The organism is Streptomyces sp. NPDC037083 (assembly GCF_055606485.1).
The window spans coordinates 200,052-213,718 of the sequence record NZ_JBVJSQ010000011.1 but is presented as its reverse complement, the minus strand read 5'-3'; the positions used below and the strand labels follow the sequence as shown (position 1 = coordinate 213,718).

Here is a 13,667-nt window from a genome sequence, read left to right as displayed (position 1 = left end):
CCACCTGCTCGACGAAGGTGCGCCGTCCGCAGCCAGCGGCGTCGCAGAAGAATCGCCGGACCTTCAGCTTCACCACCACGCTGCACCCGCCGACCGGGTACGCGGCGAGCCGTCGTCCGTATCGGCTGTGCACCCGGCGCGAGACGGTGGCGCAGTCCGGACACGTCAACTCCGGTACGACGCCGTGGGCTTCGGTCACAACCACCCCGCCCGCCTCGGGCAACCGGTCCAGCACCATCCCCACGGCATCCGGGAACAGCACGTCCTTCAACGCGGACAGAACCCTCATGGCCAGGCATTCCCGCAGCCCATCACGACGCTGCCGAGGGCCAGTATTTACCCATTGACGGCGGATTGAGCATCCTGCGATTCCCCAGGGGGAGGCACTCCCGGGCGGCGCGCACGCTCGTGTGGCGCTGGAAAGTCATCCACGGACCCGGCTCATCGTCATCGGCGGTGCCGGCAGCCTGGAGATCGAGCCCGGAGTCGTACGGGCCGACTCCGACGAACTCCTGCACGAAACCCTCGACGAGATCGGCCTGCCGAGGGAGTACGCCGCCGCGGTGCGTGGCCACCGCGACGCCCTGAACGTCCTGCGCACCTCCAACCGGCTGTGGACCTACTTCAGCCCCGCGGAGGGCATCGCACCCGGCGAACGCACGGGCCGGTTCCGAATCGGTGGCGACCAGCCGGTACTCGACGCGGAAGGGCGCAGCCGTATCTCCATGGAGGACGCCGCCGTCGCCCTTGTCGACGAGGTCGAACTGCCGCGCTTCGTCCAACGCCGCTTCACCATCGGCTACTGACCGACGCCAACGGACCACGGCCGCATCTGTCGGATGGCTCCGAGTGTGCGCCGCCGCGCCGGTAGGACCGGAAAATCACGGAAGTGCGTTCGATATCCGCATGGGAAGTCCATGAACTTCCCATGCGGAATATCGTGGCCGTTCACAGACGCCGAGAACTACGTGACCGTGACCGTCACGAAATGCCGACCAGACCCGATTTCACGCATCCTCGTCACCGCGGCTTTCACGTTCCCGCGACTACGAGACCCTCACCACCCGCTCCGAAGCCGTCATCCACATCGCCTCGGTCACGACCTCGCCAAGCGCATGACGGACGAAACGACACCCGCCTGGCGAGGAGCCTGCCACGGCATGAACGACCAACTGCCCAGATCTGGCGCCCAGTCAGAACGACGAGTCTTCCCGCCGGTACAGGACGCCCTCGCTCCACACCAGGTCGAGCTGGCCCCACTCGATCGCTGAGGCGACGTCGGGGAAGAAGCTGCGGCCGTTGTAGTTCGCGCTCGTGTTGCACAGGACCGGTATGCCGCTGCACTTGTAGTACTCGCGCAGGATGGCGTGCAGGTTCGGGTCGTCGGAGGCGTTGACGGTCTGCAGCCGTGCGGTGCCGTCCAGGTGCATGACGGCCGGGACTCGGTCGATCCACTCGGGACGGACCCAGTGTTCGAACAGCATGTACGGGTCCGGCGTGCCCGGGTTGAAGACGGTCGGGGCATGCTCTTCGAGGCAGATGGGCGCGACCGGCCGGTAGTGCTCCCGGCTCTTCACGTCGTTCAGGAGCCTCTTCATCGACGCCTCGACCGCTGATGCGATGATGCTGCGTCCGCCGAGCGCGCGGGGTCCCAGTTCAGCACGGCCGTCGAGCACGACCGCGGGCTGGCCTGTGGTGTACAGGATCTGCGCCAGTTCCTCCGGCGTGCAGGGCGACGTGCTCCAGCCGCGCGGCACGTCCGGCGTCGGTTCGAGAGCCGGGCCCAGCCGGGGGCCCCACTGGATCGGCCGGAGCCCGGAGCCGCCGGCCGCGGCCAGGCAGGCCGTGCCGATGGCGACGCCGGAGTCGTCCGGGAACGGCGGCACCCACATGGCCTTGATCGTCGGGTGGGAGCGCAGGGCGCTGTTCCACTTGATGTTCAGCGCGCAGCCGCCGGCGAAGCACAGGTTCCAGGCGCCGCCGCCCTTCCACGCCTGGATCTTCTTGGTCACCCGGTCGATCAGCAGTTCCTCGAGGAAGGCGTGGACGCTGGCCAGTACGTCCTCGTCGGAGATCCCGAGCGCGGCGGTGCGGGCCTGCACGGCGGAGAGGAACTGGTGCACGTAGGCGTGCGACGGCTCACCGGTGCTGCCGCACCCGATGATGGCCCGCCGGTACTCCCGCACCCGCGGCGAGTCGGCGTCGAAGAACTCGAAGAACTCCTCGCGGAAGATCTGCTTGATCCGCTCCCGCGAGGTGCCCAGGGCGATGTACGCCATCATCTTCCCGGCCACGGAGAGGTCGTCGACGTTCTTCGACTTGTTCTGCCGCTTGAACGGGCCCCAGTACTGCGAGGTCATCGAGTAGGTGTGGCCGATGAGCGGGAACGCCTCGCCGCCGGCCTCGATCCGGCCGTCGGCGTCCACGCAGTACAGCCGCGGGAAGCAGCCGCCGTCCCAGACCAGCACCATCGAGGGCTCGCCGCGGCGCGCGAACGGGCTGGTGCAGTAGGCCGAGGCCAGGTGGCCGGCGACGTGGACGTAGCTGTCGTAGTCCAGCGCCTGGCCGCCGATCACGATCCGGCCGCGGTGGCCCGGCAGCGCCGGGTCGGGCACCAGGTCGGTCTCCCGGTAGGGGGCGACCAGGACCTCGGTCCGGATCCCGCCGGCGAGCACCTTGACGCGGCCGTCGGCGGCGCCGTCCCAGCCGTCCAACGCCCACGTGCCGACGTCGCCGACCTTGAGGCCGAACTTGTCCATGACGCCGACCAGGTCGTCGAGTTCGTCGACGTTGCTGTACCGGGCGCCGTTGGCGATCTTCTGCATCTCGACGTTGAACACCAGACGGTCCTCGTCGAGGATCGCGATGCCGCCGCTTTGCGTGAGTTTCAAGCCTGCCGTGATCATGGTCTTTCGGCTCCCGTTTGTCCGAGGGCTGTCGTGGTCGTGTCCGGGGTGGTGCTCAGAGGTCGTCATGGTCGGGCCGGTCCAGTTGGGCCAGTGGGCGCTCGCCGTGCGCGACCAGGCCGGCGAGCAGGTTCTGGTAGCGGCGCGCGACGTCGGCGGTGAGGTCGGGGGCGACGACGTCCGTCGCGATCTCGAAGTCGCACCGGAAGCCGTCCGCGCCCTCGATGATGTTCAGCGCCAGGGGGTGGCCGGTGTGAGTGATCGGCAGCGGGTCGGCCTCCGACACCGTGAGCCCGTCCATCGGGGGCGGCGACACTCGGCGGTAGAACGAGATGGACGTCGCGAGCAGGTCGGCGCGCAAGCCGCTTCCGGGCGTGAGCTCCGTGATCAGGTCGGCGAAGGGGTGGTCCTGGGTCTCGAGCCCGGTCACGAGGTGTTCCATGACGTCGGCCACGTAGTCCGCGGCCAGGACGTCCGCCGTCCGTCGCAGACGCAGCGGCAGCAGGTTCGAGCAGTACCCGACCACCTGGTCCAGCTCCGGCGGGCGGCGGGCGGCCAGGACCGGGACGACGATGTCGTCCTGCCCCGTCACCTGGTGCAGCACGGCGCCCCAGGCCGCGATCAGGTAGGCGAACACTGTCGCGCCCTGCTCTCGGGCGGTGCCGCGCATCCGGTCGCAGAACTCGGAGTCGAGCCGGACGCTGTGCCGCACCGCCCGGTAGGGGAAGGGCCCGGACGTTCCGGACCCGGGCAGCTCCGGAGCCGCCGCGCCCTGGAGCAGAGTGCGCCAGTAGTCCCGGTGCTCGGCGGCGTCGGGGCCGCCGACTACGCGCTCGTGCCACGCGACGTAGTCCCGGAACTGCGCCGCGGGCGGCAGCAGGGGCCTGACATCCTGACAGCCGGCGTTGTACAGCGCGACGAGGTCGTCGACCAGGACGCTGAACGACCAGCCGTCCACCGCGGCGTGCGCCCCGGAGATCAGCAGCAGATGGCGCTCCGGAGCGGTCTGCACGATCGCGGCGCGGAACACCGGCCCGGCCGCGAGATCGAGCCGCTGCTCGGCCCAGGACTGCCGGAAGCGGTCGAGGTCCTCGTCATCCGGGCAGACGTGTTCGGTCAGAACCTCGTCCAGCACCGTCTCCGCGGCAGGATGCACGACGAGCGTCACGCCGTCGGCAGCGAGCGTGGTCCGCAAGGTCTCGTGCCGCGCGACCAGGCCCTGCACGGCGCCGCGCAGCGCGTCCCGGTCCAGCCGGCCGTCCAGCCAGAAGCCGACGGACATCTGATATGCCGGCACACCGCCCTCGTCCAGTGCCGCCTGCTGCCGCTGCGCGAGGGTGCTGCGCGGCGCGGGCGGCGACACCACGGCCCCGGCCGGGGCCGCCCGGCCGGCGCCGAGCACACCGTGCTCCCGCAGCTCGGTGATCGAGTCGCGGACCGCTGCCCGGATGTGGTCGAGGTCGGCCTGCTCGTGCGCGGTGGACAGGAAGAAGTTGCGCAGCTCCCAGACGAACACGCCGCGGTCGAGCAGGTTGAGGTACAGGGGGTCCATGTTCTGTTCGTGCTCGAACCGGAAGAACGAGGAGAACCGGCGGACCTCGATCGGCACGTCGAGGTCGCGGAAGTCGGCGCTCAGCCGGTCGACGAACACCTCGGTCTTGCGATCGAGGTCCCGCTGCAGGGCCGGGCCCTCGCTGCGAAGGCGGTTCACAACCGCTCGGGCCGCCACCATGGTCATCGGATGCTGACTGAACGTGCCGGCGAAGAAGGTGGACTCCGTGGTCGGGCGGGAGCCGTCGCCGAAGTCCCACACGCCGCCGTCGATCGTGTCCATGATCCCGCCCCGGCCGGCGATCACACCGATCGGCATGCCGCCGCCGATGATCTTGCCGTACGTGGCCAGGTCGGCCTCGATGCCGTAGAGCCCCTGGACACCGGCCGGGTGGCAGCGGAAACCGGTCACCATCTCGTCGAAGATCAGCTTCGTGCCGTGCCGCCGGGTGATCTCCCGAACCCTGCGCAGGAACTCTGGGTTCTGCACTCCGGGGGTGCGGAGGGTCACCGGCTCGGTCATCACCGCGGCGAGCCGCGGACCGTGCCTGTCGATGAACTCCAGGGCCTCCTCGGTGCCGAATTCGAGCACGTGCACGTTCTCCACCGCGCGCGCCGGGATGCCCGAGGTGATCGGCCGGGTGCTCCGCACGCCGTTCTCGGAGGAGGCCGCGGCGAGCACGCTGTCCGCGTGACCGTGGTAGGCGGTGGAGAAGACCACGACGTCGTCGCGGCCGGTCGCGGTCCGGGCGATGCGCAGGGCGGTCATGACCGCTTCGGTGCCGGTGTTCAGGAAGGCGACCCGCTCCATGCCGGTGAGTTCGATCAGGCCGGCGGCGACCTCCTCGACCACCTCGGTGCGCGGGGCGATGACGAAGCCGAGGTCCAGTCGCTCGCGCAGGGCCGTCATGACGGCGGGCGGGTTGTGCCCGAGGAGGTGGACGCCCCAACCCAGGGTGAGGTCGACGTACTCGTTGCCGTCGATGTCCCACAGCCGCGCGCCTTGCCCGCGTTCGGCGACGATCGGGTACAGCATCTCCTTGGTCGTCGGCCGGAAGCCGATGGACGAGCGGCTGTCGGCGATCAGCGGGCGGAACCGCTGGGCGAACTCCTTCGAGCCCTTCGTCCTGCTGCCGAACCGCTCGGCCAGGACCTTGAGATACCGGACACGCTCTTCCGACTCCACGAGGCCGGCTCCGCCGCGCGCACCGGGTGCGAGCGGGGCGGCCGGCCGTGATGGGGCCGGTCGCCCTGCCGGACGGGCCGCGGGCGCCGGTTCGACGACGACCGGTCCGGCGCCCGGGGCGGCACCGCCCGCCAGGAGTTCGAGCTGGCTTCGCATGACGGCGAGCTGTTCGGTGATCAGCCGCTCGACCGCCGTCGTGGCTCCGGGCGCCGACACGGTGTCGGCGGAAACGGGTGCCGCCGGCACGGGTGCGAGGGTCTGCGGCACGTCGACGGCCGCGGTGATCACAGCACCGGTGGCCGGGGGCGCCGCGGCCTCCGGCGACGTCGTGGCCGACGCGTTCGCCGCCAGGTGCGCCGCCAGCGCGGCAGGCGTCTGGATGTCGCCGAACAGCTGCCGGAGCGAGACCTTGCGGCCGAAGCGTTCCTCGACCAGCCGCAGCATGCCGAGCAGCGCCATCGAGTCCGCACCGAGTTCGGTGAACGAGACGTCCGGATCCAGCGCGTCCGGCCGGATGTCGAAATAGCCGCCGACCAGCGCGACGACCTCTGGGAGCAGTGGCTCCACGGTGTTCTCCTCGTGGTTCACGTCAGCCCACCCGGTCCAGGTGCGCCGCCAGGCGGTCGATCGTCGGGTTCTTCAGCAGATCGATCGTCGGCAGGGGGACGCCGAGCTCCGTCCCGATCCGGCGGGCGAGCCGCACGGCGAGCACCGAGTCGTCGTTGATGTCGAAGATGCTCCGGTCGTAGCGGTCGACCTCGGTGCGCAGCACCTCGGTCCACAGCTTCGCCAGCAGCCGCTTCAGCTCCTCGCCGCGCGGCGGGCCGGCGGGGGCCGCCGGCGGCGCCTGGTCCGGTTCGTCCAGTCGCAGCCTGCTGCGATACAGCGGATGTGCCGGCAGCGGGACCCGGTGGGGCTCCTGGCCGGACCAGTCCGACCAGTCCACCGGGACACCCGCGGTCCACAGTCGGCCCGCGTCGTGGAGCAGCCGCGCCACCGGCGACGGCTCGGAGCCGCCGTCCGGGGCGAACTCCTCCGGCAGCGGTTCGGCCGGGGTTCCGATGACGACCACCGTCGCCCCGTCCGCAGTCCGGCCCCCGAAGGCCTCGGCCAGCCGGCCGCCCTCCCACACGTCCCGAGTCCAGTGCAGCGGGTCGAGGGCTCGCGACTCGGGCAGCTCGCCGCCCACGACGGCCGACAGGACCGGGACGCGCGGGACCCGCGGCCGCACCTCCGGCGGGCCGTCGAGCAGCCCGGCCCGCCAGGACAGCAGGGCCAGCGCCTCGGTCTCGTCGAGGACCCCGCTGCAGCAGGCCGCGAGGACTTCACCGGCTCCGGCGCCGCCGACGGCGTCGGGCCGCGCGCCGGATTCGGCCCACAGCGTCGCGAGCACCAGTCCGGCGGTCACCCGCGCGGCCGGCGGACTCTGCGCGCGGATCAGGGCGCTGTCGATGGACCGCTGCGCGATGTCGGCCACGGCCGGCACTCGCTCGGCCAGCACCCGGAAATCCTCGACCGGGACCTCGCCGAACAGGAACGACACGGACGGGGCGGCCTCCGCCGTCGGCGCCGCCGCGGCCCCGGCGGCGATCGCCCGCAGTCCGGCCACGGCGGTGGCGTGGTCGTCCGCGACGACCACGCGGCGATGCGCGAACCCGCGCCGGCCGGCCCGCAGCGTGTAGTCGGCGTCGGCGAGGTCGGGGGCGTCCGGCCGCGCCAGCGCGTCGGCCAGCCGGCCTGCCAGCTCGCGCAGCGCCCGGTCGCTCTTGGCGCTCACCGCGAGCAGCCGGGGACCGGCGTCCGGCGTCGGCCGCGCGGGCAGCGGTGGCGCCTCCTCCAGCACGACGTGCACGTTGGTGCCGCCGATGGCGAACGAGCTGACCGCGGCCCGCCGCGGGGTCGGGCCCGGCTGCCATGCCGTCGGCAGCGCATTGATGTGGAACGGGCTGTCGGCCAGCTCGATCTGCGGGTTGGGCCGGGTGAAGGTCGGGTGGCCGGGGATCTCCCGGTGCCGCAGGGCCAGCACCGCCTTGATGAACCCGGTGATCCCGGCGGCGGCGGCCAGGTGCCCGACATTCGCCTTGACCGAGCCCAGCGCGCACTGTCCGGGCTGGGCTCCGCCGTCGACGAAGGCTTCGCTGAGAGCGGTGAACTCGATGGGGTCGCCCAGGGCGGTCGCGGTCCCGTGCGCCTCGACGTACGTGATGGTGTCGCTGTCCACCCCGGCGACCGCGTGCGCCTCGCCGATCACCGCCCGCTGCCCTTCGACGCTCGGGGCGGTGTAGCCGATCTTGTCGGACCCGTCGTTGTTGACCGCCGACCCCTTCAGCACGGCCAGGATCCGGTCGCCGTCCTCGATCGCCTCGGCCAGCCGCTTCAGGGCCACCAGGCCGACGCCGTCGCCGAACGTGGTGCCGTCGGCGTCCGCGTCGAAGGGACGGCACCGGCCGTCCGGGGAGAACATCATCCCCTCGCGGTACACATAGCCCGGATACGGGTTGGCGATCACCGAGACGCCGCCGGCCAGCGCGATGTCGCACTCCCCCGCGATCAGGCTCTGCGCGGCCACGTGCACCGCGACCAACGATGTCGAACAGGCGGTCTGCACGGCGACGCTCGGCCCCTTCAGGCCCAGCTTGTAGGAGATCCGCGTGGTCAGATAGTCCTTGTCGTTGGCGACCATGAGCTCGATGCCGTCGTAGGTCAGCAGGTCGCAGGACCGGGCCACGACGTTCGTCAGGTACGTGTTCATCGCCGCGCCGGCGAACACCCCGACCGCCTGGCCGTCGGCCCCGCCGGAGTAGCCGATGGTGTCGAGCAGTTCCCACGCGACCTCCAGCATGATCCGCTGCTGGGGATCGATCAGCTTCGCCTCGCGCCGGGTATAGCCGAAGAACTCGGGGTCGAAGTCGAAGGCGTCGGGCAGGACGGCCGCTCGCCGGACGTAACGCGGATCGCGGAGTACCCGCTCGGGCACACCGGCCGCGAGGAGTTCGTCGTCGGTGTAGGTGGTCAGCAGCTCGTCCCCGGCCCGCAGCCGGCTCCAGAGCGCGTCCACGTCGGGGGCGCCGGGAAACCGGCCGCACATCCCGATCACTGCCACGTCGTTCGACCGGATCGTCACGTCGATCTCGTCGGCGTCAGGCATTGCGCCCTCCCCGCTCCCGGGCCCGCAGGCGCGCGTCGCGGACCGTGTCGTCCGCCAGTCGGATGCGTCGGCTCGACGTCCGATCCCGGTCGCGGCCCCCGCCTCCGCCGAGGTCGGCGGGCCCGGCATCGGCACGGCCGAGTCGCGCGGCCAGACTGGCCACGGTCGGATAGCGGAACAGCTCGGACCCCTTCAACGGCGGGTCCGCGGCGTCGCCGACGAGCAGTTCGTAGGCTTGCAGCAGCAGCATGGAGTTGCCGCCGAGATCGAAGAAGTTGTCCTCGCGGCCGATGTCCTGGCGCTGCAGCACCTGCTGCCACACGGCCGTCACCCGGCGCTCGCGGTCGCTCGGCGCCCCGGCGACGCCGGTTCGAGCGGCCGCGCTCGCGAACTGCTCGGCCAGTCGCGCGCGGTCGACCTTCTGACCGGCGTCGAGCGGGAACACGTCGAAGAACCCGATCGCGGTGGGCACCATGTAAGGCGGCAGCGTGGAACGCAACTCCGCTCTCAGGGCGCTTTCCGTCAAGTTCCACCCCGGCTCGGGAATCACGCAGGCGACGAGGCGGCTGTCGTCGACGCCCGCGCCGACGGCCAGCGCCGTCGACGTTCTGACACCGGGCACCTTGTCCAGCTGGGCTTCCACGCCTTCCAGCTCGACCCGGAACCCGCTGATCGTCACCTGGTTGTCGACACGTCCCAGGATTTCCAGTTGCCCCCGGGTGTTGACCCGCGCCAGGTCGCCGGTGCGGTACAGCCGGCCCTGCGGCTCGAGCGGGCTGTCGAGGAAGCGTTCCTTCGTCAGCTGCGACTGGTTGACGTAGCCCCGGCCGACGCACTGTCCGCCGATGTGCAGTTCGCCGGTGAACTCCGGCGGCACGGGCTGCCCGTGTTCGTCGAGGACGTGGACCCGGGCGTTCGCCAGCGGGAGTCCGACGGGCACGCCGGCTCCCACACAGTCTTCGGGCCCCACGGGCTGCGCAGTGGCCCAGACCGTGGTCTCGGCCGGGCCGTACACGTTCCACAGCGTCCCGCACCACTCGCGGACGGTCCGGGCGAGCGGCGCGGGCAGAGGCTCGCCACACGAGAAGACGTGCCTCAGCGCCAGACCCTCGGCCCCGGTCCGCCGGACCACGGCGGCCCAGCCGTGCAGGGCGGAGGGGGTCTGGACCATGTGTGTGACCCGTTCCTCGACGAGCAGCCTGTGGAAGAGGTCGGGCGATCGGGCCGCCCCCGACGGCACGACGACCAGGCACGCCCCGGCCAGCAAGGTGCCCCACAGCGACAGATCGGAACCGGCCGGGTGGAAGTACGCCCCGACCGCGGTCTCGTCGATGACGACGTGCTCGCGCATCGACTCCAGCAGCGTCAGGACGTTGCCGTGCTCGATGTCGATCCCCTGGGGCGTCCCGGTCGAGCCGGAGGTGTAGACGGTGTGGGCCACGTCGCCGGCGCGCGGCAGATCGCCGGGCTCGCCGGCCGGCGGCAGCTCGGTCTCCGGCATGACCAGGACCGGCACCGCGGCACCGTCCAGCAGACCGGCCAGGTCCGGCTGGGTGAGCACCACGTGCGCTCCGCTGTCCTCGAGCACCGACCGGCACCAAGCCACGGGACAGGACGGGTCCAGGACCACGTGGGCCGCCTGGGCCCGCTGGACCGCGACGATCGCGGCCACGGTGTCGAGGGAGGGCTCGAGCAGGAGGGCGACCCGGCTGCCCGGCCCGACGCCCTCCGCCCGCAGCCGGGCCGTCCAGCGCCCGGCCAGCTCGTCGAGCTCGGCATACGTGAGCTCGTCTCCGTCGCAGCGCACTGCCGTTCGATGGGCGTGCTGCTCCGCGGCCTGCCGGAAGCGGGCCGCCAAGCTGTCGTCCGACGCGAGGGACACCGGCACGGGGTGCCGGTCGACGCCGTGCCCGGCCTCGCTCAGAACCGGCAGATCCGCCACACTGCGGTCAGGGCCGGCGACCGCGGCCCGCAACAGCGTCGTGTAGTGCTCAGCGGCACGGCCGGCCGCGGCGGCGGAGAAGACGGACTTGCGGTACTTGAGCACTCCGACGAGCCGGTCGCCGTCGTGGACGACCTCCAGCGTGAGCTCGAGCTGGTCGTCCTGCTTGTCCAGCGGGAACGGCGCCGCGGTCAGTCCGGCCCAGGCGGCCGGGGACGCGCCCTCGTCGGCCACGTGGAGGGCGGCGTGAGCCGGATGCCGACCGGACTTCTGATAGATGAACATCGTCTGGAAGATCGGATTGCGGCCGTCGGACCGGCGCGGCGCCAGCTCGCTGACGAGCAGTTCGAACGGATAGTCCTGGTGCTCGAACGCCTCGGCGACGGTCCGGCGGGTTTGGCCGAGCTGCTCGCGGAACGAGACCGCGTCGCTCAGGTCTGCACGCAGCACGACGGGGTTCATGAAGTTCCCGACGCATTCGGCCAGCGCCGGGTCGGTACGGCCGGCGAACGGGCTTCCGACGAGCACGTCACGCCGGCCGGTGTAGCGGCCGACCAGGACCTGAAAGGCCGTCAGCAATACCACGTAGGGCGTGACCGCTTCCGCCTTGGCCAGCTCGAGCACGTCCGCGGCGAGGTTCGCGGGGATGGGGAACATGAGCGAACCGCCGCCGTCGGCGTCCGCCGGGTCCAGATCGAACCGGGGCCACTCGGCCGGCTCCAACTGACCGGACAGCTGGGCGTGCCAGTAGGCGCGGGCACGGGCGCCCCGTTCGTCGGCGATCAGCTCACGCTGATACACGACGAAGTCGCTGTACGGCTTGTTGCGCGCGGACAGCCCCGCCGGACGCCGTTCGACCTCGGCGGCGTAGAGCTGCTCGAGTTCGGCCAGCATGGTGCCGAGCGACCAGAAGTCGCACACCACATGGTGGGCTGCCAGCAGAACGACCGCTTCTCCGGGCGCCACCCGGTATGTCCGCGCTCGAATGGGCGACCCGGTCACGAGGGCGAACGGCTCGCGATAGGCGGCACGCACCGCCTCCTGGAGTTCTCCTTCAGTCCACTGATGCGCGTCCAGCTCGGCGTAGTCGGGTTCGAGCCAGCCGTGAACGGTCTGACGGCCCGCGGGGACGTCCCCGTCCCCGGCGCCCGCCCGGCTGAAGGTGGTGCGCAGCGCCGCGTGCCGCCCGACGAGCGACTGCAGCGCGCGGCGGAACGCGGCGGAGTCGAATCCGCCGGTGAACCGGGCGGTGAGGGCGACGTTGTAGGACGCGCTGTCCGGGTCCATCTGATGCAGCATCAACAGTGAGCTCTGCGCGTACGAGAGCGGATGCTCGGTGCGCGCCTGTCCGGCCCGTTCCCGAAGCGCCGCCTCCAGCTTCTTCCGGAGGTCGTAGTCAGTCATGCGTGTCACTCCTCGGTCGATCCGACGGGGGTGGAAGCGGCTGGGCCTGCCCACAGAGGCAGGAGGGCGTGCAATTGGTCCTCGGTCAGCGTGTCGAGCGAGGCCAGCAGCCGCTCCGCCTCCTCGGGCGAGAGCTGGTCCGGCCCGCCCGCCTCCTCACCGGTCCCCGCCCCGAGCTCGAGCCCGAAGACCTCGACGACCGGCCGGCCGGCGTCGTCGACGACCGAGACGTCGACGACCTCTCGCGCCGTCCCACCCACCCGGTGCCGGACCACCGCGACTCCAGATCCGGCAGCGCCCGCCGACTCGTGGATCACGACCCGCTCGATCCGGAACGGCAGCTCGGCGGACGGCGCCGGAGCCGGCCGATCCGCTCCCGGCCGATCACCGGCCGCCCGCCCCATCGCACGGAACGGCGCGTGGTACCTCACCCAGTCGACCGGAATCCCCGCCTCCTCCAACCGAGTCAGGTGCTCCAAGACCGTCACCGAATCCGGTGTCCGAGGCGACAACCCCGCCAGCCAGAGCTCACTCCCGCCGCTCTGCGCCCGGCCGGCCGTGGTCAGCGTCCGTCCGGGCCCCACCTCCAGGAAGACCGTGCAACCGCCGTCCATCAGTGCCCGGAGTCCCGCCATGAACCTGACCGGTGAGGTGAGCTGCCGGCCCCAGTACTCCGCGCCGAGCTCCCCGCCCGCGGCCCAACCCCCGGTGAGGTTCAGCGCCAGCGGCACGGCCGGGGCCCGGTGCCGGATCCGGCCCGCCGCCGCGACCAGCTCCGGGACGGCCGGGGCGACCAGCGTCGAGTGGAAGGCGTGGGTGGTCTCCAGCGGGATCGTCAGCCAGCCTCGCCGCTCGAACGCCGCCACCAACTCCCCCATCGCTGTGTCGGTCCCCGAGACGACGATCCGCTCCGGGGCGTTGTACGCGGCCACCGACGCCGCGCCGCCGTGTGCCGCGACCAGGCGTTCCAGCTCCGCCGGGTCAGGACCGCCCACGGCGACCATCCGGCCGGCGCCGGGCACGGCCGCGAAGGCCCGGCCGCGGGCGCTGACGAGTTCGAGTCCTTCCTCGACGCCGAACACCCCCGCCACACAGGCAGCCGCGTATTCGCCGAGGCTGTGGCCGACCACCGCGTCCGGCCGCACCCCGCACGAGGTCCAGAACTCCGCCAACGCGACCTGCAGCAGAAAGACCGCGGGCTGGAGCAGCTCGGCCCGGGTCTGGGCGGCCGGGTCGGCGAACACGTCGAGCGGACCGACGCCGGTGAGCCGGCGGAACTGATCGGCGTGCCGGTCGACGCCCGCGCGGAACAACGGGTGCTCGCGATGGAGCTCGACGCCCATGCCGACGTACTCGGAGCTCTGCCCCGGAAACAGGAACCCGGTCCACGGCCGGGTTCCGGCCGCCGTCACGAGGTCCCCCCGCGCCGCAGCACCGGCAGGGTGTCATCCGGTCGCAGGATCCAGGAGAAATGCATCCGTCGCTGCGCCGACGACGCGGCGACCGTTCGGGAATGACCTCCGGTCGAGG

General features: G+C 71.7%; 6 protein-coding genes and 2 pseudogenes. 2 read left to right on the top strand and 6 right to left on the bottom strand.

Going from position 1 to position 13,667, the window contains the following annotated elements; genetic code table 11:
• Positions 1 to 49: 49 nt before the first annotated feature.
• Positions 50 to 238: pseudogene (locus tag ACZ7DE_RS27890) on the bottom strand (transposase family protein); the annotation flags it as partial.
• 172 nt (positions 239 to 410) lie between these two features.
• On the opposite strand from ACZ7DE_RS27890, the gene ACZ7DE_RS27885 reads away from it, so the two are divergent.
• Entirely contained in the window at positions 411 to 806 is a 396-nt protein-coding gene (locus ACZ7DE_RS27885) for an NAD(P)-dependent oxidoreductase (RefSeq protein WP_470765817.1), read from the top strand.
• A 232-nt stretch (positions 807 to 1,038) separates the two neighbouring features.
• Positions 1,039 to 1,148: pseudogene (locus ACZ7DE_RS27880) on the top strand (IS5/IS1182 family transposase); the annotation flags it as partial.
• Positions 1,149 to 1,193: 45 nt separating this feature from the next.
• Here the strand turns inward: ACZ7DE_RS27880 and ACZ7DE_RS27875 are convergent.
• The 5 genes from ACZ7DE_RS27875 to ACZ7DE_RS27855 all read right to left on the bottom strand — a co-directional run bounded on the left by ACZ7DE_RS27875 (position 1,194) and on the right by ACZ7DE_RS27855 (position 13,549).
• Positions 1,194 to 2,891 (bottom strand): carbamoyltransferase N-terminal domain-containing protein, encoded by a 1,698-nt coding sequence (locus ACZ7DE_RS27875; RefSeq protein WP_470765815.1) that lies wholly within the window; start codon positions 2,889 to 2,891, stop codon positions 1,194 to 1,196.
• Positions 2,892 to 2,961: 70 nt separating this feature from the next.
• A complete protein-coding gene (locus ACZ7DE_RS27870; RefSeq protein WP_470765813.1) occupies positions 2,962 to 6,210 on the bottom strand; it encodes an aminotransferase class III-fold pyridoxal phosphate-dependent enzyme in 3,249 nt (1,082 codons plus the stop codon).
• 22 nt (positions 6,211 to 6,232) lie between these two features.
• Positions 6,233 to 8,791 carry a type I polyketide synthase gene (locus tag ACZ7DE_RS27865; RefSeq protein ID WP_470765811.1) on the bottom strand — a complete coding sequence of 853 codons (2,559 nt, stop codon included), beginning with the start codon at positions 8,789 to 8,791 and terminating at the stop codon, positions 6,233 to 6,235.
• Positions 8,784 to 12,137: a non-ribosomal peptide synthetase gene (locus ACZ7DE_RS27860; protein ID WP_470765808.1), complete on the bottom strand. Its 3,354-nt coding sequence runs from the start codon at positions 12,135 to 12,137 to the stop codon at positions 8,784 to 8,786. Before ACZ7DE_RS27860 ends, ACZ7DE_RS27865 begins: the two co-directional genes overlap by 8 nt.
• 5 nt (positions 12,138 to 12,142) lie before the next feature.
• A complete protein-coding gene (locus tag ACZ7DE_RS27855) occupies positions 12,143 to 13,549 on the bottom strand; it encodes an acyltransferase domain-containing protein (protein WP_470765806.1) in 1,407 nt (468 codons plus the stop codon).
• Positions 13,550 to 13,667: the final 118 nt, after the last annotated feature.